This window comes from Pyxidicoccus caerfyrddinensis (assembly GCF_010894405.1).
In the GTDB taxonomy this organism is placed as follows: Bacteria; Myxococcota; Myxococcia; order Myxococcales; family Myxococcaceae; genus Myxococcus; species Myxococcus caerfyrddinensis.
On record NZ_JAAIYA010000002.1, the window covers coordinates 840,817 to 862,610 of the forward strand.

Annotated in this window: 22 protein-coding genes; 14 read left to right on the plus strand and 8 right to left on the minus strand. The window is 69.7% G+C overall.

Annotated elements, in window-relative coordinates:
* Window positions 1-36 precede the first annotated feature (36 nt).
* Genes G4D86_RS06885 through G4D86_RS06900 form a run of 4 tightly spaced genes read left to right on the plus strand, consistent with a single transcriptional unit; the run spans window position 37 to window position 2,418 of the window.
* A complete protein-coding gene (locus G4D86_RS06885; protein WP_163990879.1) occupies window positions 37-1,059 on the plus strand; it encodes a hypothetical protein in 1,023 nt (340 codons plus the stop codon).
* The gene (locus G4D86_RS06890) at window positions 1,059-1,913 is read left to right on the plus strand and encodes a hypothetical protein (RefSeq protein ID WP_240360081.1); all 855 of its coding nucleotides are present in this window, start codon (window positions 1,059-1,061) and stop codon (window positions 1,911-1,913) included. Before G4D86_RS06885 ends, G4D86_RS06890 begins: the two co-directional genes overlap by 1 nt.
* Window positions 1,914-1,936: 23 nt before the next feature.
* On the plus strand, window positions 1,937-2,245 hold the full coding sequence (locus G4D86_RS06895) for a hypothetical protein (protein WP_163990729.1): 309 nt from the start codon (window positions 1,937-1,939) through the stop codon (window positions 2,243-2,245).
* Complete coding sequence (locus G4D86_RS06900; protein WP_163989416.1) at window positions 2,242-2,418, plus strand: hypothetical protein; 177 nt, start codon at window positions 2,242-2,244, stop codon at window positions 2,416-2,418. Before G4D86_RS06895 ends, G4D86_RS06900 begins: the two co-directional genes overlap by 4 nt.
* A 6-nt stretch (window positions 2,419-2,424) precedes the next feature.
* Here G4D86_RS06900 and G4D86_RS06905 read toward each other — a convergent pair whose 3' ends face one another.
* The 3 genes from G4D86_RS06905 to G4D86_RS06915 form a co-directional block, all read right to left on the minus strand.
* Window positions 2,425-3,273, minus strand: coding sequence for a hypothetical protein (locus tag G4D86_RS06905; RefSeq protein ID WP_163990731.1), 849 nt, complete (start codon window positions 3,271-3,273; stop codon window positions 2,425-2,427).
* On the minus strand, window positions 3,270-4,403 hold the full coding sequence (locus G4D86_RS06910; protein ID WP_163990733.1) for an AAA family ATPase: 1,134 nt from the start codon (window positions 4,401-4,403) through the stop codon (window positions 3,270-3,272). The genes G4D86_RS06905 and G4D86_RS06910 overlap by 4 nt, the downstream gene beginning before the upstream one ends.
* A gap of 99 nt (window positions 4,404-4,502) precedes the next feature.
* Entirely contained in the window at window positions 4,503-5,702 is a 1,200-nt protein-coding gene (locus G4D86_RS06915; RefSeq protein WP_163990735.1) for an ABC transporter substrate-binding protein, read from the minus strand.
* Between the two features lie 185 nt (window positions 5,703-5,887).
* On the opposite strand from G4D86_RS06915, the gene G4D86_RS06920 reads away from it, so the two are divergent.
* From G4D86_RS06920 to sufT, 7 genes are read left to right on the plus strand one after another with little or no spacing between them, the layout of a single operon-like run.
* A complete protein-coding gene (locus tag G4D86_RS06920; RefSeq protein ID WP_163990737.1) occupies window positions 5,888-6,406 on the plus strand; it encodes an SUF system Fe-S cluster assembly regulator in 519 nt (172 codons plus the stop codon).
* Window positions 6,403-7,839: a Fe-S cluster assembly protein SufB gene (sufB, locus tag G4D86_RS06925; RefSeq protein WP_163990739.1), complete on the plus strand. Its 1,437-nt coding sequence runs from the start codon at window positions 6,403-6,405 to the stop codon at window positions 7,837-7,839. Before G4D86_RS06920 ends, sufB begins: the two co-directional genes overlap by 4 nt.
* A 3-nt stretch (window positions 7,840-7,842) precedes the next feature.
* Window positions 7,843-8,634: a Fe-S cluster assembly ATPase SufC gene (gene sufC / locus G4D86_RS06930; RefSeq protein WP_163990741.1), complete on the plus strand. Its 792-nt coding sequence runs from the start codon at window positions 7,843-7,845 to the stop codon at window positions 8,632-8,634.
* Window positions 8,631-10,121 carry a Fe-S cluster assembly protein SufD gene (gene sufD / locus G4D86_RS06935; RefSeq protein WP_240360082.1) on the plus strand — a complete coding sequence of 497 codons (1,491 nt, stop codon included), beginning with the start codon at window positions 8,631-8,633 and terminating at the stop codon, window positions 10,119-10,121. The genes sufC and sufD overlap by 4 nt, the downstream gene beginning before the upstream one ends.
* A complete protein-coding gene (locus G4D86_RS06940; RefSeq protein WP_163990743.1) occupies window positions 10,118-11,341 on the plus strand; it encodes a cysteine desulfurase in 1,224 nt (407 codons plus the stop codon). The genes sufD and G4D86_RS06940 overlap by 4 nt, the downstream gene beginning before the upstream one ends.
* A complete protein-coding gene (sufU, locus tag G4D86_RS06945; RefSeq protein WP_163990745.1) occupies window positions 11,338-11,790 on the plus strand; it encodes a Fe-S cluster assembly sulfur transfer protein SufU in 453 nt (150 codons plus the stop codon). Before G4D86_RS06940 ends, sufU begins: the two co-directional genes overlap by 4 nt.
* A gap of 15 nt (window positions 11,791-11,805) precedes the next feature.
* Window positions 11,806-12,348: a putative Fe-S cluster assembly protein SufT gene (sufT, locus tag G4D86_RS06950; protein WP_163990747.1), complete on the plus strand. Its 543-nt coding sequence runs from the start codon at window positions 11,806-11,808 to the stop codon at window positions 12,346-12,348.
* Between the two features lie 69 nt (window positions 12,349-12,417).
* Here sufT and G4D86_RS06955 read toward each other — a convergent pair whose 3' ends face one another.
* Entirely contained in the window at window positions 12,418-13,086 is a 669-nt protein-coding gene (locus G4D86_RS06955) for a type 1 glutamine amidotransferase domain-containing protein (RefSeq protein WP_163990749.1), read from the minus strand.
* Window positions 13,087-13,353: 267 nt separating this feature from the next.
* Between G4D86_RS06955 and G4D86_RS06960 the strand changes: the two genes are divergently transcribed.
* Both G4D86_RS06960 and G4D86_RS06965 read left to right on the plus strand, forming a co-directional pair.
* Window positions 13,354-14,469, plus strand: coding sequence for an isoaspartyl peptidase/L-asparaginase family protein (locus G4D86_RS06960; RefSeq protein ID WP_163990751.1), 1,116 nt, complete (start codon window positions 13,354-13,356; stop codon window positions 14,467-14,469).
* A gap of 52 nt (window positions 14,470-14,521) precedes the next feature.
* Entirely contained in the window at window positions 14,522-15,844 is a 1,323-nt protein-coding gene (locus G4D86_RS06965; protein WP_163990753.1) for an alpha/beta hydrolase family protein, read from the plus strand.
* A 6-nt stretch (window positions 15,845-15,850) separates the two neighbouring features.
* On the opposite strand, the gene G4D86_RS06970 is transcribed toward G4D86_RS06965, so the two are convergent.
* Window positions 15,851-16,705 (minus strand): DUF6463 family protein, encoded by an 855-nt coding sequence (locus G4D86_RS06970; RefSeq protein ID WP_163990755.1) that lies wholly within the window; start codon window positions 16,703-16,705, stop codon window positions 15,851-15,853.
* A 122-nt stretch (window positions 16,706-16,827) separates the two neighbouring features.
* Between G4D86_RS06970 and G4D86_RS06975 the strand changes: the two genes are divergently transcribed.
* Window positions 16,828-17,457 (plus strand): TetR/AcrR family transcriptional regulator, encoded by a 630-nt coding sequence (locus G4D86_RS06975; RefSeq protein ID WP_205519480.1) that lies wholly within the window; start codon window positions 16,828-16,830, stop codon window positions 17,455-17,457.
* A 51-nt stretch (window positions 17,458-17,508) separates the two neighbouring features.
* Here the strand turns inward: G4D86_RS06975 and G4D86_RS06980 are convergent, their stop codons facing one another.
* From G4D86_RS06980 to G4D86_RS06990, 3 genes are all read right to left on the minus strand, one after another.
* Complete coding sequence (locus tag G4D86_RS06980; RefSeq protein WP_163990757.1) at window positions 17,509-20,136, minus strand: PQQ-dependent sugar dehydrogenase; 2,628 nt, start codon at window positions 20,134-20,136, stop codon at window positions 17,509-17,511.
* Window positions 20,137-20,286: 150 nt separating this feature from the next.
* Window positions 20,287-20,700, minus strand: a complete 414-nt coding sequence (locus tag G4D86_RS06985) for a hypothetical protein (protein ID WP_163990759.1) — start codon at window positions 20,698-20,700, stop codon at window positions 20,287-20,289.
* 104 nt (window positions 20,701-20,804) lie between these two features.
* Window positions 20,805-21,791: a YXWGXW repeat-containing protein gene (locus G4D86_RS06990; protein ID WP_163990761.1), complete on the minus strand. Its 987-nt coding sequence runs from the start codon at window positions 21,789-21,791 to the stop codon at window positions 20,805-20,807.
* Window positions 21,792-21,794: the final 3 nt, after the last annotated feature.

The following is a 21,794-nucleotide window of genomic DNA, read 5'->3' on the forward strand; positions in this document are numbered from 1 at the left end:
GCCCGGGGCGCCGCCGCGGTGGAATTGGCGCTGAGCATGCTGGTCATCATCCCCGTGTTCCTCTACTCGCTCTTCCTGGACGACCTGCTGCGCCACGCCCTGGACGCGCAAGAGACCGCGCTCTCCACCGTCTGGGACTACGTCGTCCAGGACTACGCCAAGGCGCCGCAGGGCGGCGAGAAGTTCGCGGGCTTCGGCATGGTCCAGGGGTACGCGCGGCTGACGTACTGCGACCACGAGTCGGGCATCGACAGCTTCGAAACGGGGCCTCAGCCCCGCGAGTGCGGGGACGAGGAAATCCACCACCAGGAGGTGGTGTCCCACGCCTGCTGGCTCAACCCCGGCTCCCAGCAGGTGGAGTGCACGCTGAACGCGGGCGGCGCCGAGGTGGGCGCGTACGGGGTGTCGATGCACCAGTCCTATATGGACGAGTACGGCAAGGGCGGCCTCATCCGCTGTTCGGCGCGCATCGGCGTGCAGAACTACCTCTTGCAGCGCAGCGTCTTCGCGCAGTTCTCCAAGGTGGACCTGGCCAAGGACAAGCAGGACCGGGGCGCGGGCGTCCACAACAACGCCAGGGGCGGCACGTACCAGGCTGACCCGGGGGGCGTGGCCGGCAACGTCTACCTCCTGCCCTGGGAGCGGCTCTCCGTCCTCACCGACACCTGGGCGCTCACCGAGCCCGCCGACATCCGGCCCGGCGCGAAGTCGGGGGAGCTCTTCGAGCGCGTGTCCCACCTGTACAAGCACCAGGAGAACCAGGGCTATTCGGACATGTCGCAGGCGGCCGCCGACTACGTCGACGAGGCCATCGACAACGAGATACTCGCCGACAACCTGAGCCTGGACGGCAAGCCCGCGGGGGATGATCCGCGCGAGCCCAGCATGGCCATCAAGCCGTTCGGGGACGACCCGCCGGAGGAGAGCATCACCCAGCAGGGCAGCTCGCAGAGCTACTTCAACAGCGAGTGGCGCGACTGGGACCAGGACGGCAACCAGAAGACCCGGGACGCGCGCAGCACCGGGTACATGGGCTGCAAGCCCGAGGAGCCCTGCTGATGGCCGCGGCGTCAGGGCGGGCCGTCCGCATCCCGGCCCTCCTGTTCTCCGTGGCGGTGGTGGGTTGTCTCATCGGCTTCGGCTGGGAGCGCGTCTCGTACGGCGGGAGCACGGCGTCGGGGGAGTGGGAGCCTCCGGAGTTCCCCGGGCACGGGGAGGAGGGCTCCACGCGCGAGCTGACGCGCACGCCGGCCGAGGAGGCCATCCTCCAGCGGGCGCTGTCGCACTTCCCGCCCTACCCGCGAGCGCGCAGCCGCCCCGAGGTGCTGGCCTCGGACTACCTGGGGCCGGATACGAGCATGGCGGTGGCGTGGTTCTCCACCCGGGACACGCCGGCGCAGGTGCTGGGGCACTACGCGAAGGTGCTGCTCGACATGGGGCTGCCCGTCGTCCGGGAGACGCACGGGGACAACGGCGGCTACGTGGGCTACTGGAGCCCGGACACGCTCGAGGTGCGGCTGGTGTCGGTGCTGGCGCAGGGCGGGGAGACGCTGGTCTTCGTGTCGTCCGGACAGGTGAAGGGGCTGTTGGAGCGGGGCCGGGGCGTGCCGGAGTGGGTGCCGGTGCCGTCGGGGCTCACGGAGCCGCTGGCGATGACCTTCAACATGGAGGGCTCCACGCACCAGGTGGTGTCCGGGAAGCTGCCGGAGGACACTCTCGGGGGCGCGGAGGCGCGCTACCGGGCGGTGCTGCGGGAGCAGGGGTGGCAGGCGGGGGCGACGGAGCCGATACAGACCGGGGGCATCGCCTTCGAGCTGGAGCGGCGGGAGTCGAGGGGCCGGGCGGTGCTGCGCGAGCGCCCGCCGGGCGTGGAGCTGCAGTTGTCGCTGCTGCGACGGGGCAGCGCGCCATGATGGAATTCTGGAGGGAAGGACCGATGAAGACGACCCAGGGGGCGCTGGCCGTGCTGGCGGGGCTGGGGCTGTGGCTCGCCGCCGGGCCCGCGGGCGCGGTGGATGCGTGCACGCGCAGGTGTGACGACGACGAGGTCGCCTTCGAGGAGACCTGCCAGAAGATAGCGAAGGCGGGCGCGGCGCTGGCGAAGTGCCAGAAGCTGGTCGCGGACACGAAGAAGAAGTGCTTGGAGGACTGTGATGCCGCGGCGAAGGCGCCTCCGCCTCCGCCCAAGGTGCCGGCACCCGGCAACACGCCCGCGCCTGCTCCGGGGACTGGAGGTGCCAAGTGAAGGCCGGGTTTCTCGCGCGCGCTCGCGGTCAGGCGATGGTGGAGTACTCCGTGGTCACCGCCGCGCTGCTGGGCTTCACGCTGCTGGGCTGGCCGTTCCTGGTGCAGCTCATCAACGGCCTGCAGCGGTACTTCCAGGGCATCTACTACATCATCCAGTCGCCCATTCCCTGACGGCCGTCAGAGGTTCCTGAGGACGCGCGCTGACTTGAAGCTCGCCGTGGCCGGGTGACTCTCGCCGGGGAACGGATGGTCGATGCTGAGCGCGTCGGCGATGTCCTCGAAGAGGGAGCAGGCGAGGCGGACACGGTCCGCGTGCGCGAACACCTGTCCCCACGCGAGATGGCTCAAGGCGGCGGCGCCTCCGCGTGTTTCCACGTATCGATCCGTGAGGGGGTTCGTCGGCTCGCAGAGGAAGCGCAGGTAGTGCTTCGGGTGCCGGGCTCGCTCCGGAATCGCCCAGGACTTCCGCTTCTGCTGATGCGGGACGTTGGGGTGCTGGAGGAACTCCGGGTCGTCCGTGAGGAAGTCCTCCAGGTCAGGCCTGGTAGCGTCGAGGCGGGCCGGCTGTGTGGCTCCTGCCCGCCCGAGCGCCTCGGGCTCGGCGAAGAAGTAGGCCTCGACCATGGGCGCGAACAGGTGGAACGAGCAGCGCTTCCGCACGCGGTCGACGACCTTCAGGCGCATGGTTTCCGACGACCAGTCGTGTGTTTCGAGATGCCAGCGAACGGCATCCCGTACGCGGCGCCCGACCAGCTCGGGGTGTGACGCGTTGACGAGCTCCAAGTCATCGATGGCTACCACCAGGTCGGGAGGCTCGTCCTCGACCGCCGCGACGATGCTCTTTGCGAACTTCTCGAGTGTCGTCGGCACTTCCGAATCCGGTACGTCCCGCAGGTCGGCGCTGGTGAAGGACTCGATGCGGTCGAGCACCTCGAACCGGGCCTCGGGGAAGATGCGTCCCAGGGAGTCTGCCAGGGCCTTCTCTTCGCACTTCCCCGTCACCAGCAGCCCGACCCGTGCGCTCACTCTTCTTCGACCCCTGTCGGCGCTCCGAATTTGAGGCGCTCGTAGAGGTCTCCCAGCGAGAAGTGTGCCAGCCAGTTCCGTGTCTTGAGCTTGTCGAGCGGCACCGGCAACACCTCCTGGCCCGGCTCCATGACGAAGACCTTCTCGGGATGTTCCTTGAAGGTATCGAGCAGGACGGGCGAGTGGGTCGCCAGGAGCACGGTGACATCGTGCTTGTCAGACCACTCCCTGAAGGCCGCGACCAACTGCCGGATGGCGAAGGGGTGCAGCGCGTTCTCGGGCTCGTCGACCGCCACGACGGAGTGCTCCTCCGTAGACGCGATGGCGCAGAGATGGATCATCATGACGAGGAATCCATCCGGCAGCAGGCCAGGCGTCAGCGTGTCTCCGCGCGGCGTATGCACCTCGCACGAGACGATGTTGGCGGCGATGGGGAAGGAGAAGTCCGCCATCAACTCTGGGAAGCAGGTTCGCAGGTTGTCCGTGACGAACCGCCAGCGCTCGCTCTGGTCCCGTCGGTTGTGCCAGTTCATCAGGACCGCGAAGACGTTGCGTCCATCCTTCGCGAGCGCCAGGTCTCCGCTCAGCCGGGAGCCCTCGCTGCGCAGGGATGGGAGCGAGTAATGACGGTGGTGGCGGTAGCCCCCCATCGCCGACATGAGGCCCAGGACATCCTCTTTGGAAGTACCGAGCAGCAGCTCATCGGGGACGTGGCGGAACAGCCGGTCATCCGGCAGATGAGACCCATGCCGTCCGGCCGAGAGACTCTCTCGGTTCTGCTCGAAGATGACCGTGTCGTCCTTCAGGAACTTCTCGGTGAAGGGAACGCGAGCCCCTCCAGAGCCGAGGCTGACTTCAGGCTGGAACGTCCACTGGACGGTTCCGCGCCGGACACCAAAGACGACCGGCTCGTCGCCAGGCGCCTCGAAGTGGCGCAGGCCATAGGCCCCACCATGCTGCTCAAGCGCCTTGGTGAAGCCCTGGCTCACCGCATCGCTCAGAAGCTGCAGCACATCAATCAGCGTCGTCTTGCCGCTGCCATTGGGCCCGACGACGGCGCACACACCCGAGGGCGTCCACTCGACGCGGCGCAGGCCACGGAAGTTGCGCACCTCCAGCGTGAACTCCATGAACCGCCTCCTGGACTGAAACTGAAAACGCCCCTCCGGCGATGATGGGCATCTGGCCGGAGGGGCGCCACATACTTCGCTGGGACTGCTATGAGCCCGCTACGGCTTCACGGTGGTGACGAACTCCGCCTTGCCGCCGGCCACCTTCAGCACCACGGCCTCCTTCACCGCGTCGCGGTTGGCGTCCAGGGTGATGCGGCCGGAGATGCCCGGGAAGTCCTTCGTCGCGGCAATCGCGTCGCGCAGGGCCGGGCCGCTCAGGTCTGGAGCGCGCTTCATGGCCTCAATCGCCACGCTGGCCGCGTCGTACGCCAGCACGCCCACGCTGTCCGGCACGCTGCCGTAGCTCTGCTTGTACTTCGCCAGGAACTGCTGGAGCTTGGGGTCCGGGTTGTCCGGCGAGTAGTGGTTGGAGAAGTAGCTGCCCTCCAGCGCGGAGCCACCCAGCTCGTACAGCTTGTCGGAGTCCCAGCCGTCACCGCCGAGCAGCGGCACCTTCAGCCCCACCTCGCGCGCCTGCCGCGCGATGATGCCCACGTCCGTGTAGTACCCCGGCACGAAGACGGCCTCGGGCTTGAGCTGCTTGAGCGCCGTGAGCTGCGCGCGGAAGTCCGTGTCGCCCTTCGAGTAGCTCTCGTCCCCGACGACCTTGCCGCCGAACGCCGTGAACTTCTCGTTGAACACGTCCGCCAGTCCCATGGAGAACGCGCTCTTGTTGTCGCGCAGCATCGCCACCCGCGACAGCTTCAGGTTCTCGCGCGCGAACTTCGCCATCACCAGGCCTTGGAACGGGTCGATGAAGCAGACGCGGAAGATGTAGTCGCCCTTCTTCGTCACCTCGGGGCTGGTGGAGGTGGGCGTAATCATCGGCACCTTCGCCGCCTGCGCCTTCTCCGCCATGGCCATGGACACCGAGGACGCCGCCTCGCCCAGGATGACCACCACCTTGTCCTGGGTGATGAGCCGCGTCACCGCCTGGGCCCCTTCCTCCGGACGGCCCTGGCTGTCGTACACGCGCACGGCCAGCTTCTTGCCCCTCACCCCGCCCGCCGCGTTGGCCTCGTTGATGGCCATCTCGATGCCGTTGCGCGCGGAGATGCCGAACGTCGCCTCCGAGCCCGTCAGGCTGCCCACCTCACCCAGCAGGAGGGTGTTCGCATCCACCGGGGCCGGGCCGGTCGCCTGGGCCCCGGCGCTCTGTCCGTCCGCCGCGGGCTGCGCGGGCGCGGGCGTGGACTTCTTCTCGCAGGCCACCGCGGCCAGGGCCAGGATGGCGAGCAGCATCAGGGGACGACGCATCGTGTGGGCTCCTCCGGGGGACGGGGCCTGCCACCCTAGCCCTCTCCTACCTGCCCTCCAACCAGCGGCTCCCGGCCACTGCCTCAAAATGCAATGTGGACTGAACTGGTCCACATTACATATGACGCCCCCGGGGAGCCCGGGGACCCGCAGGAATCAGACCCGGAGAGGAGACACCCGCACCCATGCTTCGGATGAGCAAGATGACCGACTACGGCATCGTGCTGATGACCGAGCTGGCTCGCGCGGAGGGTGACACGCGCACCACCCGCGAGCTGGCGGCGCGCACGCGCGTGCCGTTGCCCTCGGCCAGCAAGGTGCTCAAGGGCCTGCTCCAGGCGGGCCTCGTGGTGTCCCACCGCGGCGTCAACGGCGGCTATGGCCTGTCCCGCCCGCCTGCCGAGCTCACCCTGGCGGAGCTCGTCACCGCGCTGGAAGGCCCCGTCGCCCTCACCGAGTGTGGCGTCCACACCACCGGCGGCGCCCCCTGCGAGCTGGAGTCCGTGTGCCACGTGCGCGGCCACTGGCGCCTCATCAACACCGCCATTCAAGAGGCGCTGGGCCGGCTGACGCTGGCGGACCTCGTCGCCCCCGCGCCCCGCATCCCCGAGCGCCTGGTGGGCCTGGGCATGCCGTCACGGCCCGCGGCCCCAACCAGCGCCGCCCCCACCGCAGCTGCTTCCGTCACAGGAGTCCGTTCATGAGCACCGACACCCTCCAGGAATTGACTCGCCGCCCATACGAGGCCGGCTTCGTCACCGAGGTGGAGTCGGACACCTTCCCCCCGGGGCTGAGCGAGGACGTCATCCGCCAGCTGTCCGAGAAGAAGGGCGAGCCCGCCTTCATGCTCGAGTGGCGACTCAAGGCCTTCCGCCACTGGCTCACCATGAAGGAGCCGAACTGGCAGGCCGTGAAGTACAACGCCATCGACTACCAGGCCATCCGCTACTACTCGGCGCCGAAGCAGAAGCCGAAGAAGGGCAGCCTGGACGAGGTCGACCCGGAAATCCTCCGCACGTACGAGAAGCTCGGCATTCCGCTGCACGAGCAGAAGCTCATGCAGAACGTCGCGGTGGACGCCGTCTTCGACTCGGTGTCGGTGGCCACCACGTTCAAGGACAAGCTGCGCAAGGCGGGCGTCATCTTCTGCTCGTTCTCCGAGGCCGTGCGCGAGCACCCGGAGCTGGTGAAGAAGTACCTGGGCTCGGTGGTGCCGTACTCGGACAACTTCTTCGCGGTGCTCAACTCGGCGGTGTTCAGCGACGGCTCGTTCGTCTACGTGCCCAAGGGCGTGCGCTGCCCCATGGAGCTGTCCACGTACTTCCGCATCAACGCGGCGGAGACGGGCCAGTTCGAGCGCACCCTCATCGTCGCGGACGAGGGCGCCACCGTGAGCTACCTGGAGGGCTGCACCGCGCCCCAGCGCGACACCAACCAGCTGCACGCGGCGGTGGTGGAGCTGGTGGCGCTGGACGGCGCCAACATCAAGTACTCCACGGTGCAGAACTGGTACCCGGGCGACGCGGAGGGGCGGGGCGGCATCTACAACTTCGTCACCAAGCGCGGGATTGCGCACCGCGGGTCCAAGATTTCGTGGACGCAGGTGGAGACGGGCTCGGCGATTACGTGGAAGTACCCGAGCGTCATCCTCAAGGGCGACGACTCGGTGGGCGAGTTCTACTCGGTGGCGCTCACCAACAACCTGCAGCAGGCGGACACCGGCACGAAGATGGTGCACATCGGGAAGAACACCCGCAGCACCATCGTGTCCAAGGGCATCTCGGCCGGACGCGGGCAGAACACGTACCGCGGGCTGGTGAAGGTGCTGAAGAGCGCGGAGAACGCGCGCAACTACACGCAGTGCGACTCGTTGCTCCTCGGTGACAAGTGCGGCGCCCACACGGTGCCGTACATCGAGGTGAAGAACGCGTCCGCGCAGGTGGAGCATGAGGCGTCCACGTCGAAGATTGGCGAGGACCAGCTCTTCTACTGCCGGCAGCGCGGCATCTCGCAAGAGGACGCGGTGTCGATGATCGTCAACGGCTTCTGCCGCCAGGTGTTCAAGGAACTCCCGATGGAGTTCGCGGTGGAAGCGCAGAAGCTGCTCGGGGTGAGCCTCGAGGGGAGTGTGGGGTAGGTCATGGCATTGCTGACGGTTCGCAATCTGCACGCCCGCGTGGCGGGCAAGGACATCCTCAAGGGCATCGACCTGGAGGTGCGCCCCGGAGAGGTGCACGCCATCATGGGCCCCAACGGCTCCGGGAAGAGCACCCTGGCCAGCGTGCTCGCGGGCCGTGACGGCTATGAGGTCACGCAGGGCGAGGTGCTGTTCGACGGCAAGCCGCTGCTGGGGCTGTCGCCCGAGGAGCGCGCCACGTCGGGCGTCTTCCTCGCCTTCCAGTACCCGGTGGAGATTCCGGGCGTGGGCAACCTGCACTTCCTGCGCACCGCGCTCAACGCGCAGCGCCGGGTGCGGGGGCTGGAGGAGCTGGACGCGATGGACTTCCTCCAGCTGGCCAAGGAGAAGTCGAAGCTGGTGCAGCTCGACGCGGCGTTCATGAACCGCTCGGTGAATGAGGGGTTTTCCGGCGGCGAGAAGAAGCGGAACGAAATCTTCCAGATGGCGGTGCTGGAGCCGCGCCTGGCGATTCTCGACGAGACGGACTCGGGCCTGGACATCGACGCGCTGCGCACGGTGGCGGGCGGCGTGAATGCGCTGCGCTCGCCGGAGCGCGGCATGGTGCTGATTACGCACTACCAGCGGCTCTTGGACTACATCGTCCCGGACAAGGTGCACGTCATGGCGGCGGGCCGCATCATCCGCTCGGGCGGGCGCGAGCTGGCGCTGGAGCTGGAGGAGAAGGGCTACAGCTGGCTGGGCCTGCAGGACGGCAAGACGGCCGCACCGAAGGGCGGGGAGGCGCGGCGATGACGCCGGCCCTGGCGCACTACCTGGACGTGGCTTCGCGCTTCCATGCGGCGGACGCGTCCGCGCCGGCGTGGCTGAGGCGCGTGCGCTCCGAGGGGCTCGCGCACCTGGAGCGGCAGGGGCTGCCCACCAACCGCGACGAGGCGTGGAAGTACACGCGGCTGGCGCCCCTCGCGGAAGGAATGTTCCTTCCACCCGGGGAGGCGCGGGCGGCGGGGCGGTCGGCGGCCGGTGCGGAAGGAACGTTCATTCCGGCCGGGGCGGGGCGGTCGGCGACCGGTGCGGAAGGAACGTTCATTCCGGCTGAAGCGGGGCGCGGTGCGGGGCGGCTGGCGACCCCCGCGGAAGGAACGTTCATTCCGGTCGGCGATGCGCGCGGTACGGGGGCGCTATCGGCGGTGGTGGAGCGGCTCGGGCTGCCGGGCCCTCGGCTCGTCTTCGTGGACGGGCGGCTGGCTCCGGAGCTGTCGTCGGTGGCCGGGCTGCCGCGCGGGCTGACGCTGAAGCCGCTGCGGGACGCGCTGCGCGAGGACGGTGACTTGCTGGAGTCCGTGCTAGGCCAGCGGGCCCTGGCCGGTGACTCGGCGCTCACTGCGCTCAACGCGGCACTGCTGGAGGACGGCGCGCTCTTGCGGCTGGCCCCGGGCACGGTGAGCGAGGTGCCGGTGCAGCTCCTCTTCCTCACGCGCGGAGACTCGCCGGTGCTGGCCAGCCCGCGCATCCTGGTGCTCGCAGGGGAGAGCAGCGAGGCGACGTTGGTGGAGACCTACGCGGGCGTCGGCGCGGGAGCCACCTTCACCAACGCGGTGACGGAGGTGACGCTGGAGGACAACGCCAGCCTGCACCACTACAAGCTCCAGGCGGAGTCGGACACGGCGGTGCACGTGAGCGGGCTGCACGTGCGGCAGGGGCGGGACAGCCGCTTCGCGTCGCATGCGTTCTCCTTCGGCGGCGCGCTGTCTCGCAACGAGGTGCACTCCGCCTTCGCGGGCGAGGGTGGAGACGCCACGCTCAACGGCCTGTACGTGGGCCGGGGCACGCAGCACCTGGACAACCGCACCGCGCTGGACCACGCGGTGCCCCGCTGCACCAGCCGCGAGCTGTACAAGGGCGTGCTGGATGACCAGTCGCGCGGCACGTTCCACGGCCTCATCCGCGTGCGGCAGGACGCGCAGCGCACGGACTCGCGGCAGCAGAACCGCAACCTGCTCCTGTCCGAGTCGGCGCAGGCGGATGCGCGTCCGCAGTTGGAAATCCTTGCGGACGACGTGAAGTGCGCGCACGGCGCGGCGGTAGGGCGGCTGGACGCGGTGGCGCTCTTCTACCTGCGCTCTCGCGGCATTCCGCGGGCGGAGGCCGAGCGGCTGCTCACGTATGCCTTTGCCCGCGAGGTGGTGGACGCGGTGCCGGCGGGGCCGGTGCGGGACAGCGTGGAGGGCCTGCTGGCCCTGAAGCTGCCGGGCGCGGCCCGGCGTGAGGTGCGGGCATGAGCGGCTTCGACGTGCAGAAGGTTCGCGCCGACTTCCCCATCCTTCGTCAGGAGGTGCGGGGCCGGCCGCTGGTGTACCTGGACAGCGCGGCCACCTCGCAGAAGCCGCAGGCGGTCATCGACTCCATCGTGCGCTTCTACCAGCACGACAACGCCAACGTGCACCGCGGTGTCCACGTGCTCTCCGAGCGCGCCACCGAGGCCTACGAGGGCGCGCGTGAGACGGTGCGCCGCTTCATCAATGCCCGCGACGCGAAGGAAATCATCTTCGTGCGCGGCACCACCGAGGCCATCAACCTGGTGGCGCAGACCTACGGCCGCAAGCACCTGGGCCCGGGTAATGAAGTCCTCATCACGCACATCGAGCACCACGCCAACATCGTCCCCTGGCGGATGCTGTGCGAGCAGACCGGCGCCGTGCTCAAGGTCATCCCGGTGGATGAGCGCGGCGAATTGAAGCTGGACGCGGTGGACGCGCTGATGACGGAGCGCACGCGCATCCTCGCGGTGACGCACGTGTCCAACGCGCTGGGCACGGTGGTGCCGGTGAAGGAGCTCACGCGCAGGGCGCACGCGAAGGGCATCCCCGTGCTGGTGGACGGAGCGCAGGCGGTGACGCACTTCCCGGTGGACGTGCAGGACCTGGGCTGCGACTTCTACGCCTTCAGCGGGCACAAGATGTTCGGCCCCACGGGCATCGGCGTGCTGTACGGCCGCCTGGAGCGCCTGGAGCCGCTGCCGCCGTACCAGGGCGGCGGGGACATGATCCTCTCCGTCACCATGGAGAAGGTGACCTACAACCGCGTGCCGCACCGCTTCGAGGCCGGCACGCCGGACCTGGCGGGCGCGGTGGGGCTCGCGGCGGCCATCGAGTACCTGGAGGCGCTGGGGATGGCGAACGTCGCGGCGCACGACCAGGAGCTGCTGGCGTACGCGACGAAGGCGCTGGAGTCGGTGCCGGGGCTGCGCATCGTGGGCACGGCACGCGAGAAGTCGGCGGTGCTGTCGTTCCTCCTCGAAGACATCCATCCCCACGACGTGGGGACGATTCTGGACCGCGAGGGCATCTGCATCCGCACGGGCCACCACTGCGCGCAGCCGGTGATGCAGTACTTCAAGGTGCCGGCCACGTCGCGCGCTTCGCTGGCGCTCTACAACACGACGGAGGACGTGGACGCGCTCGTCCGCGGGCTGCACAAGGTGCTGGAGGTGTTCAAGTGAGCTCGGACCTGTCGGACCTCTACCAGGAGGTCGTCCTGGAGCACTCCAAGCGGCCGCGCAACTACCGCGTGGTGGAGGGCCACAACCGCGAGGCGGCGGGGCACAACCCGCTGTGTGGCGACCAGCTCTCGGTGACGCTGAAGGTGGAGGGCGACGTCATCCGCGACATCGGCTTCCAGGGGCAGGGCTGCGCGATTTCGAAGGCGTCCGCGTCGCTGATGACGGGAGCGGTGAAGGACAAGACGCGCGCGGAGGCGGAGGCCCTCTTCGAGCGGGTACACAAGCTGGTGACGGAAGGTCCGGAGGGCGTGGACGTGGACGCGCTGGGGAAGCTGGCCGTCCTGTCCGGGGTGAGCGAGTTCCCGGCCCGGGTGAAGTGCGCGAGCCTCGCGTGGCACACGCTGCGCGCGGCGCTGGAGGGACGCGGCGAGGCCGTGTCCACGGAGTAGGGAGGGATGAGCACCATGAGAGGAATGACAGCGGTGCTGGAGCGGGACGTGTCCGCGACCATCATCCCCAGTGGAGACCGGGTGTCACTGCCGGCGGGCGCGGAGCTGCGGGTGATGCAGACGCTCGGCGGCAACATCACCGTGCAGGACCCGTACGGCCAGCTCTTCCGCATCGACGAGAAGGACGGCGCCGCGCTGGGGGAGGAGTACGCGCCGAAGGAGAAGGCGGCCGCGGACGACGGCACCTTCAACGAGGAGCAGGTCTGGGAGCAGCTGCGCACGGTGTATGACCCGGAGATTCCGGTGAACATCGTGGAGCTGGGCCTGGTGTACGCGTGCAAGGCGGAGCCGCTGCCGGAGGGCGGGCAGCGCGTGGACATCCAGATGACGCTGACGGCGCCCGGCTGCGGCATGGGCCCGGTGCTGGTGGACGACGTGCGCCAGAAGGTGTCCTCCGTGCCCGGCGTGAAGGAGGCCAACATCGACCTGGTGTGGGACCCGCCGTGGAGCCAGGACCGCATGACGGACGTGGCGAAGCTCCAGCTCGGGTGGATGTGACGGCGCGGGCCTGGTGATGCCGGGCCCGACGTCGAGTCCAAGGGCCGATTCGTCGAGCCGCGCGACGGCTCAGCGCAGTGCCGCCAGCCTGCGCGCACCCACGCCGAGCGCCGCCGTCGCCAGGCTCCCCGCGAGCAGCTTCGGCCACCGTCTGCGGGGTGCCTCGACGCGGACCGCGGGGCGTGCCTCCACCTCCGGCATCTTCTCCGCGAACAGCTCCACCATGCCGTTGAGGAACGCGAGCATGTGGTGCGGGCCTGGACTGGACACCCAGTTGCGGTCTCGGACGGCGGGCTCGTCCACCCACTCTCCGCCCGCGTTCTTCACGTCGTCCCGGATGCCGGGCCACGAGGCGACCTTGCGTCCCTCGATGAGCCCCGCGGACACCAGCAGCCACGGAGCGTGGCAGATGATGGCCATGGGCAAATCCAGCGTGTCCGCGTCGCGCACGAAGTCCTGTGCCAGCGCGCTCTGCCGCAGGGAGTCGGGGTTCACCAGTCCGCCGGGGATGAGCACCGCGTCATAGTCCGCGGCCTTCACCTCGTGGAGCGTCGCGTCCACGTCGACGCTCTTCCCGGGGTACAGGTGGTTCATCCCCCGAATCTTCCCCGGGTGGAGCGAGACAATCGTCACGTCCGCGCCCTCGCGCTTCAGCTTCTTGACGGGAAGCGTCAGCTCCACCTGCTCGAAGCCATCCGCCGCCAGCACGGCCACTCGCAGCCCCTTGAGCTTCTTCATCTCTCGCCCCTGTCATCCGGAAGGAAGGTTGTCGTTCCTGACCCTGTGCATGACCGCCCGGTCCGTGAATGGAGGAGGGGCCGGGCAGGGAGGCCCTTCTCCCTCCGTCCAGGCGGCTCGCGTGGCTCTGGCGTTGTGCCTCCCTGGAGGGCGTGCTACCGACCCGGCGAACCGGTAGGAGGCCGTCCATGCCAATGCGCTCCTGCCCGGCGGTTTCGGTTGATGACGCGCGGTCCCGTCCCCTCGGATGCTCCCGGAGGTCCCCGAATGTTCGCCTCGCTCTCTCCCCTTCACCGTGGCCTGCTCGCGGGCACCGCGCTGCTGCTCGGCCCCGTGGGCTGCACCAGCGTCGAGTCCACCCGGGTGGAGCAGTCCCGCATCTCCACGGATGACAAGCCCGCGGTGAAGCCGAAGTGGGGCATCGTCATCCACGGCGGAGCGGGCGTCATCTACCGGGAGCACCTGTCGTCCGAGCATGAAGCCGAGGTCCGCGCCGTGCTCACCCAGGCGCTCCAGGCCGGCCATGCCGTGCTCGCGAAGGGCGGCAGCAGCCTGGACGCGGTGGGCGCCTCCATCCGCGTGCTGGAGGACTCGCCGCTCTTCAACGCGGGCAAGGGCGCCGTCTTCAACCATGACGGCGTCAACGAGCTGGACGCCGCCATCATGGACGGCAAGACGCGCATGGCCGGCGCGGTGGCGGGCCTGCACCACGTGAAGAACCCCATCAACCTGGCCCGGGCGGTGATGGAGAAGTCGCCGCACGTGATGATGGTGGGCGACGGCGCCGAGGCCTTCGCGAAGACGCAGGGCGTGGAGTTGGTGGACCCGAAGTACTTCTACACGCAGGAGCGCTGGGATGCGCTCCAGCGCGCGCTGCAGAGCGAGCGCAGCACGCAGCCGTCGTCTTCCCTTCCGCCCGGGTATGACCCGGTGACAGGGGACCACAAGTTCGGCACCGTGGGCGCGGTGGCGCTGGACCAGGCCGGCAACCTCGCGGCGGGCACGTCCACCGGAGGCATGACGAACAAGCGCTACGGCCGCGTGGGCGACGCGCCCATCATCGGCGCCGGCACCTATGCCGACCCGGGCTGCGGTGTCTCCGCCACCGGCCATGGCGAGTTCTTCATCCGCTACACCGTGGCGCGCGACATCTGCGCCCGCGTGGAGTACCAGCGGCTGCCCCTGTCCGAGGCCGCCAACACGGTCATCAACGACGTGCTGAAGAAGGCCGGCGGCGAGGGCGGAGTCATCGCCATGGACAGCCAGGGCAACGTCGCCACGCCCTTCAACTCCAGCGGCATGTACCGCGGCTACATCGGCGAGGACGGCCAGCCGCAGGTGGCCATCTTCAAGGACGGACCGCCGCCCATCGAAGCGAAGTAGGAATCCGCGCGCCCCGCTTTCACGAAAAGGCCTCAGCCGTGTCTGAGGCAGCATGCGCTTCTTCCTACTGACGTTGCTGGGGTTGGTCCTCGCGGGCCGGCCCGCCCTCGCGGCCGACGGAGACCTCGGGGTGACGGTGCTCGGCACGGGGCAGGCCGTGTTCGGGGACCAGGTGTGGCCGTACCAGCTGCTGCGGCTGCAGGAGCCCGGTAAGGCGCCCACGTATGCCCAGTGGTTCCCGCCCCGCCAGTCGGGTGTCTCGCCCACGATGATGCTCACGCGTCCGTACGACGGCATCTCCTGGTCGGGAGAAGCCGTGGACGCGAAGTGGGCCGCGCGGGGGACGGGCCTCCACCCGGACGACAGCGAGCCGCACTACCACGCGGGCTCCTCGTCCATCTCCTACGCGCTCGCCCCTCCCGAGTACATCGCGGCGGAGGCCTTCTATTACCTGTTCCACGACTTCGGCGTGCTGGCCGTCTTCGGCCGCTTCTACGCGGGCGGAGACATCCAGAACGACCGCGATGACATGCACGCGGGGCTGCGCTTCCTCGCGCAGGCGCCGGGCGTGGACCGCTCGCGCATCGGCATCCACGGTGGTTCGTGGGGCGGCTTCGAGGCGCTGTACGCCGCGGCGGACGCGCCCGCCGAGTCCCGCCCGAGGGTGGGCGTGGCCCTCTTCCCGCTCTCCGACTTCGCGCGGGAGGTGGACTACCTCTTCAACGTCCTTCCCACGCGGGTGACGGACCCGGCGAAGCTCGGGCAGTACGCGACGTTCTTCGAGCCCTACCTCCGCCGCATCCTCGCCACCACCGGCGAGCCTCCGGGCTGGGACTTCAGCCGGTGGACGCGCGAGCACCTGGCCTCGAAGCTGAGCGTGCCCTTCCTCGTGCTCCACGAGGACTGGGACACCCTCGTGCCGGTGGAGCAGACGCAGACGCTGGCGGCGCTGGCGGGGCCGCGCATCACGCCGCTGTACTTCCAGCACTGGGACCCCGTGGATTGGAACAGCCGGGACCTCTCGCACGGCCCACTGACGGCGACGTACTGGAGCGTCGTCGAGACGGTGAGCCTGGGACACCTGCTGACGGACCTGGGCCGCCCCACCCAGTTCCTCATCGTTCCCTTCACGGAGCAGACGCTGGCGACCTGGCTGTGGGACGTGCGCGTGTTGCAGTGGATTGGCCGCGACGTACGGGCCGTGGCGCCCCTGCTGCGCGAGCTCATGGACCCGCGCGTGTTCCTGTTCGAGCCGTCCACCAGCAAGGTGGTGGCGGGCGCGGACTGGGTGACGGCGATGGTCAACGCCCTCTGGGGAACGCAGTACACGGCCGCGCAGCTGCGCGACGCTCTCTCGGTGGGGCTGCCTCCCTGAGTCCCGTCATCCGAGGGCCGCCGCGTTGCGGGCCATGCCCCCGACGACCAGGTGGTGGAAGGGCCGGATGACGTTGAAGTACACGGGCCCGGCCCAGTTCCGGTAGTGCACCAGCGTCACGACATGGAAGCGCCGCCGCGGGCCTCCGCCAGGCTCCGGCTCCACGACGACGGCCAGCGTGGCCTCCAGGTGCTTGTCCGTCGCGGCCACCACCCAGACGTGCTCCTCCTCGGCGTGGCGCACCGTGAAGAACGCGGCCGCGCTGCCTGGAGTCATCGGAATGTTCTCCGGGCCCAGGTGCTGGGGCCGGGGCACGCCGTGCTGACGCATCCCCAGCAGCCGCACGAAGACGGCGCGCACCCCGTACAGGGCCGTCACCCAGGCGGGCTGGTACGACATCAATCCCGCGAGGAACTCGCGCAGCGTGGCCTCTGACTCCACCGTCTTCACGTCCACGTGGTCCGCGCCCTTTGCGAAGGGGCGCAGTACCTCCGGCAGCGCGGAGGGCGTCCGGGACTGGAAGAGCACCCGGAGGCCCAGCGGGAAGAGAATCCAGCCCCCGGTGATGGGCATGGGCACCACGCAGAAGAGGGCCATCCCGAGCAGCCCCCAGCCATAGCCCGCCGGGGGCGGGCGGTTCAGCGCACGCTCCGCCCAGTGGCACAGGCCCCCGGCGAGGAGCATGGCCCCGCCCGCCACCAGGAACCAGAAGGCCGCCGCTCGGGCGCTGGTGTCCCCGCCCACGCTGTTGAACACGCCTGCTCGCGCCATCTCCAGCAGCGGACCCTTGAAGATGACCAGCCCGATGACTTCGTGAAGCGCTCCGGTGAGCATCAGCAGCGCCCCGTTCGTCGCTCGCATGTGCGGCCTCCGTTTCCGTCATCCGATACGCTACCGTATCGCGATACGGTAGCGTATAGAGCCGGGCCGCCAGGAATGCGCTCTGGACGCCAGGGAGGGGGACCGCCAGACTGCGCTCAACGATGAGACGCACTACTTCCCGCCCGCCGGAGCCCACGCCCTTCCGGAGCCTCGAGGACATCCGCAAGCGGAACCGGGGGCCAGGGCTGTCGGCGGAAGACTGGGCGGATGCCGCCCTCTGGAGCCTCGCGGACGGCGTGGAGGCGCTGTCGGTGGAGCGGCTGGCCCGCAGCCTGGGCGTGACGAAGGGCGGCTTCTACTGGCACTTCAAGGACCGCGCGGACGTGCTCCAGGCCGCGCTCGCGCGCTGGGAACAGCTGGCGACCACGGACACCATCCAACGGCTGGAGGCCCTGCCGGAGCCGAGGGAGCGGCTGCGCCAGTTGCTGGCACTGACGTTCGAAGCGGGGCCGCATGGGAAGATTGAGGTCGCCATCGTCGCGGGCGCCGCCGCGGACCCGCGCATCCAGCCGGTCCTCGCGCGGGTGTCGCAGCGGCGCATCGACTACCTGGTGAAGCTGTACCGGGCGCTCGGCCTGCCGGCCCGCGAGGCGCGCAACTGGGCCCTGCAGGCCTATTCCACGTACGTGGGCCGCCTGCACCTGGCCATCGCCAGTCCGGAGGCGCTGAGCTCGAGCCGCGCCCGCGCCGACTTCGTCCAGCACGTGGCCCGGACGCTGATGCCGAAGTGAGGCGCCCGCCCCCGGACTCCCAGGGGCGGGCTGGCGCGCGAACCTTCAGCGCTACTCCTGCTGCTCCACGTCGATGAAGCAGACCTTGTTGTTGGCAGCCCCGCTGCCGTTGCCGAGCGTCAGCCGCCCGTCGGTGATGGTGACGTCCGCGCTGGAGGTGATGAAGCGCGCGCCGGTCGTCGGCGTGCCGGAGAGCGCGAGCTGTCCCTCCACCGCGAGCTGGAAGACGCTGTCGAAGTGGAGCGCGTCACCCGCGGCCAGCGTCACGCGGTACTTCCCCGACGGCACGGCCAGCTCCCACGAGGCGTTCGGATTCTCCGGCTTCTGCAGGTGCGTGAGGGTGTCGTAGCGCTCGTCTGGCGACGTGGTGCTGTTCCGGTCCCGCGTCTGCGTGCTGTTGTCCGCGTTCCACCCGTAGCTCAGTCCGTTGCCCCGCGCTCCGAAGACGAGGCCCGTGTCGGCAACGTAGCCCGTGGGCACGGCGGCCCCCGCCGGTTGGAAGTTCACCCGCGCGCGCAGGCCGTCCCCGTACGTGGCGGTGAGGCTGGAGGCCGTGGCCGGCGTCACGTAGCCGTGCGCGCGTGCGCCCCCGTCGGACCATGACGCCCACACCTTCCACGCGCCCGTGCCGTCCGCCTGCGCGGGAGCGGTGATGTTCAGCGTGTAGCCCTCCCACGACTTCAGCGTCACCGGCGTGGTGACGGTGCCGCCATTCACCCCGAGCGTCAGCCCCGAGGGCACGGACGCGAGCGTCACGTCCACGATGTTCGGGAGCACGTTGCGCACCACCGTGGTGCTGCGCCCCTGCGAGTCCGTCGCGGTGAGCCGCACCTCGACGAAGCTGGCGGGAACAGCGGCCAGCTCCTCCGGCGCCGGAGCGGTGAGCGTGAGGTTGTTGCCGGAGGTGGCCGTGAGCAGCGGGTGGGTGTGGCTGTCGTGGTGGAGCAGCGCCTCCCAGGTGAGGCGGCTGTCCGGGAGCGTGCCGTCCTCGGCGTCCGTGGCGCTGCCCGTCAGCACCAGCGTCTGGCCCACGCGGAAGCGCAGGGTGGTGGCCGGCGAGGTGATGGTGGGCACGGGCGCGGTGTTGCCCGCGTCGATGCGGACGGTGGCCGCCTGCGCCGACGTGGCCCCGCGCGCGTCCCGCACGGTGAGCGAGGCCGTGAAGGCGCCGCTCGCGGTGTAGACGTGGCTCGTGGTGGGCGTGGCCGTCTGCACCGTCGCGCTGCCATCCCCGAAGCTCCACACGTACGTCAGCGCGTCACCATCCGGGTCGCTGCTGGCGCCGCCGTTGAAGTTGACGGTGAGCGGCGTGGAGCCCGTGGTGGGGGACGCGGAGAGGGTGGCCACCGGCGGCCGGTTGCCCGTGCCGGTGTAGTCGATGCGGCGCACCTCGCCGCCGTTCGCATAGGTCGTGTAGTAGAGCGACTGGCCCGCGCCCGAGGGACCGAAGCGCAGCGTCACCGCGGAGCTGCCGCCCAGTCCGGTGGCGAACGCGCTCACCGCCACCGTGCCGCCCGAGCGCGTCAGCTTGAACACCTTGCCGCAGACGTAGTCGCTGAAGAAGTACGCGTTGTCGTCCCCGGGCGCCCACGCCCCGGCGGGCGCGAAGGCACCGCCGGTAATCGAGTTGCAGTTCTGGAATGGCGAGCTGGCGTCGTTGGTGCCGTGCTTGTAGTCGAAAATCGGGTTGGTCATCCCCGCGGGCGGCGCGTCGCAGCTGGTGGTGGAGTTGTTGGCGCAGTGGCCCTCGCGCGTGTTCCACCCGTAGTCCGCGCCCTTGATGCCCTCGTCGATTTCCTCCCAGACACCCTGGCCCACGTCGTTGATGAAGAAGGTGCTGGTGCCCGGCTGGAAGGCGAAGCGGAACGGGTTGCGCAGGCCGGTGGCGTAGCTCTCCTGGCAGGGGCCGGTGCCGGCCGGGACACCCGCCGGGTCTCCACAGCGGCGGCTGCCCGCGGCCGCGTACCAGGGGTTGTCCGTGGGGATGCTCCCGTCCTTGCGGATGCGCAGCAGCTTTCCCAGCAGTACGTCCAGCCGGCGCGCGGTGGTGTTCTGCCCGGCGCAGCGGCTCGGGTCGCCGAGCTGGCACCCGCCGTCACCCACGCTGATGTAGAGCAGCCCGTCCGGGCCGAAGTGCAGGTCGCCTCCGTTGTGGTTGCCCGCGGTGGAGGGGATGTTGTCCACCAGCACCAGCTCACTCGCCGGGTCCGCCACGTTCGTGTCCGGCAGCGTGAAGCGCGACACGCGGTTGACGGCGACGTTGGCGATGTTCGTCGTGCAGGTGTTGAACTTGTTGAACGTGTAATAGACGTAGATGAAGCGGTTGGTGGCGAAGGCCGGGTCCACCGCCACGCCCAGCAGGCCGCGCTCGGAGTTGGTGCAGAGCCGGGCCGCCAGGTCCAACGCCGGAGTCGTCAGCAGCGCGCCGCCCGCGACGACGCGCAACCTTCCGGGCTGCGTGGTGATGAGCATCCGCCCATCCGGCGTGAAGGTCAGCGCGGTGGGCTGCGCCACCGTCGCCACCAACGCGTCCGTGTACGACGGGGGAAGGGTGATGGCCGAAGCCGCGCGCTCCAGCTCCGCGCCGTCAGTCCCCTCCGAGGAGGGTTCCGGCGCGCAGGCCAGGGCCAGCACGATCATCCAGGTGAAGCGCAGGGGACGCAGCAAACGAGGTGTCATTGATGACTCCGTAGAGGGTCATTCTGCACCTTGTCTTTTGCTGCTTAATCTCGTTTTGCGCGAGTCACAAATCCGCGCCTGTCCACGCCTGAACGAAAACGGGCCCCGGCCAGAAGGCCAGGGCCCGTTCACCGCTGGAGCGGCGGCGGACTACTTCGTGAAGCCGTCGATGACGTGGCCGTAGCGGTCCGACGTCGGGGCCTGGGTGCCGCTGGACGGAGGCGTCTCCGGCGTCGGCGCGGGGCGGGTGGAGACGACGTTGCCGTAGCGGTCCGAGGTCTGCGTGCCCGGAGCCGGCTGCGGCTTCACGGGGGGCATGCTGGATCCGGGCTTCGTCGTCACCGCGCCCGGGGGCAGCGGCGTCGGGAAGGTGGTGCCGTCGATGACGTGGCCGTAGCGGTCCGACGTGGGCGCCTTGGGGCCCGTGGACGGAGGGGGCTGCGGCGTCGGCGCGGGACGGGTGGAGACGACGTTGCCGTAGCGGTCCGACGTCTGCGTGCCCGGCGCCGGCTGCGGCTTCACAGGGGGCATGTTCGGCGAGCGAGGGGGGATGGAGGTAGCCATTGCGGTCCTTATCGGCACACACGTGTCTCTTGTTGCTTGAGACAGACTATTCCCGACTCCTGGGAGAATGCCCGGCACCCCCAGTGTGAGCGGCCGACCCGCGCTCAGTGGCGGCCGTTGCCGCGGCCGCGCGAGTGCTGGCCACCCGGAGACGCGGAGTGGCTGCGAGAGCCGTGCGAGCGGGACTCGCCCCAGCGGCTGGAGCCCCGGTTCCGGGATCCGTAGTCGTGGCTCCGGTAGCTATTGCCGTGGCTCCGGTAGCCATAATCCCGGTTCCGGTAGACATAGTTGTGGCTCCGGTAGCCATAGTCATGCGCGCGGTAGCTGCGGTGGTACGTCGGGTAGCGGTGCCACGTGTAGCGGTAGGCGTTGGGGGAGCCCCAGTGCGCGCGGACGCTGACATAGGGGTAGACGGGCACTGTCACCCGGACCGAGCCGCGGACGGCCCAGCCGCCCCATGAGAAATGCCAGGACGGGCCCCGGTGGACCCAGCGGGGCGAGACGAAGACCAGGCCGGGCTGGGGCGGCTCCACCCACGCACCCGCCACCCACACCCAGTCGTCGCCCTCCCAGTACCAGTAGCCGGGCGTCCACGTGAGGTGCTCGGCGGGCGGAGGCGGCGGCTCCTCCATCTGGGGCTCGGGCGGCGCCTGGGTGGTGGTGAGCGCTTCACCGGAGGGCTCGACGGCAATCTCCACCATGTTCGAGTCCGGCCGCGCCCAGCCACCGGGCACCCAGCGCCAGCCCTGGCTGTCCTGCTCCCAGTAGCCGTTGATGAACCGGTAGCCCGGCATCGCGGCCACCCACGAGCCGTTGACGTAGCGCCACTGGTCGCCGTCCCAGTCCCAGTGGCCGGAGGCCCACACCGCGCCCGCGTAGGGCCGGGCCGAGGGCCGCTCATCGGGCAATTCGGGAGGGGCGCTGGGTGCGGTGGGGACGTCGTCCTCCTCCGGCGCGCCGTCGTCGTAGTCGCCCTCGTCGGACGCGTAGCGGGAATCGTCGGGGTCCTGCGCGGGAACCGGAGTCGTCTGCCCGTACACAACCGGTGTGGCCAGCACGGCCACCAGGCAGACCCAGAATCGAGGAGTCATGAC

What these genes read in the sequence shown, in the direction of transcription:
- sufT (WP_163990747.1), top strand. Translation starts at nt 11,806, where the DNA reads ATGAGAGGAATGACAGCGGTGCTGGAGCGGGACGTGTCCGCGACCATC.
- G4D86_RS06980 (WP_163990757.1), bottom strand. Translation starts at nt 20,136, where the DNA reads ATGACACCTCGTTTGCTGCGTCCCCTGCGCTTCACCTGGATGATCGTG.
- G4D86_RS06955 (WP_163990749.1), bottom strand. Translation starts at nt 13,086, where the DNA reads ATGAAGAAGCTCAAGGGGCTGCGAGTGGCCGTGCTGGCGGCGGATGGC.
- G4D86_RS06960 (WP_163990751.1), top strand. Translation starts at nt 13,354, where the DNA reads ATGTTCGCCTCGCTCTCTCCCCTTCACCGTGGCCTGCTCGCGGGCACC.
- G4D86_RS06975 (WP_205519480.1), top strand. Translation starts at nt 16,828, where the DNA reads ATGAGACGCACTACTTCCCGCCCGCCGGAGCCCACGCCCTTCCGGAGC.
- G4D86_RS06915 (WP_163990735.1), bottom strand. Translation starts at nt 5,702, where the DNA reads ATGCGTCGTCCCCTGATGCTGCTCGCCATCCTGGCCCTGGCCGCGGTG.
- G4D86_RS06970 (WP_163990755.1), bottom strand. Translation starts at nt 16,705, where the DNA reads ATGCGAGCGACGAACGGGGCGCTGCTGATGCTCACCGGAGCGCTTCAC.
- sufB (WP_163990739.1), top strand. Translation starts at nt 6,403, where the DNA reads ATGAGCACCGACACCCTCCAGGAATTGACTCGCCGCCCATACGAGGCC.
- G4D86_RS06985 (WP_163990759.1), bottom strand. Translation starts at nt 20,700, where the DNA reads ATGGCTACCTCCATCCCCCCTCGCTCGCCGAACATGCCCCCTGTGAAG.
- G4D86_RS06910 (WP_163990733.1), bottom strand. Translation starts at nt 4,403, where the DNA reads ATGGAGTTCACGCTGGAGGTGCGCAACTTCCGTGGCCTGCGCCGCGTC.
- sufD (WP_240360082.1), top strand. Translation starts at nt 8,631, where the DNA reads ATGACGCCGGCCCTGGCGCACTACCTGGACGTGGCTTCGCGCTTCCAT.
- sufC (WP_163990741.1), top strand. Translation starts at nt 7,843, where the DNA reads ATGGCATTGCTGACGGTTCGCAATCTGCACGCCCGCGTGGCGGGCAAG.
- G4D86_RS06885 (WP_163990879.1), top strand. Translation starts at nt 37, where the DNA reads ATGCTGGTCATCATCCCCGTGTTCCTCTACTCGCTCTTCCTGGACGAC.
- G4D86_RS06890 (WP_240360081.1), top strand. Translation starts at nt 1,059, where the DNA reads ATGGCCGCGGCGTCAGGGCGGGCCGTCCGCATCCCGGCCCTCCTGTTC.
- G4D86_RS06965 (WP_163990753.1), top strand. Translation starts at nt 14,522, where the DNA reads ATGCGCTTCTTCCTACTGACGTTGCTGGGGTTGGTCCTCGCGGGCCGG.
- G4D86_RS06940 (WP_163990743.1), top strand. Translation starts at nt 10,118, where the DNA reads ATGAGCGGCTTCGACGTGCAGAAGGTTCGCGCCGACTTCCCCATCCTT.
- G4D86_RS06920 (WP_163990737.1), top strand. Translation starts at nt 5,888, where the DNA reads ATGCTTCGGATGAGCAAGATGACCGACTACGGCATCGTGCTGATGACC.
- G4D86_RS06895 (WP_163990729.1), top strand. Translation starts at nt 1,937, where the DNA reads ATGAAGACGACCCAGGGGGCGCTGGCCGTGCTGGCGGGGCTGGGGCTG.
- G4D86_RS06990 (WP_163990761.1), bottom strand. Translation starts at nt 21,791, where the DNA reads ATGACTCCTCGATTCTGGGTCTGCCTGGTGGCCGTGCTGGCCACACCG.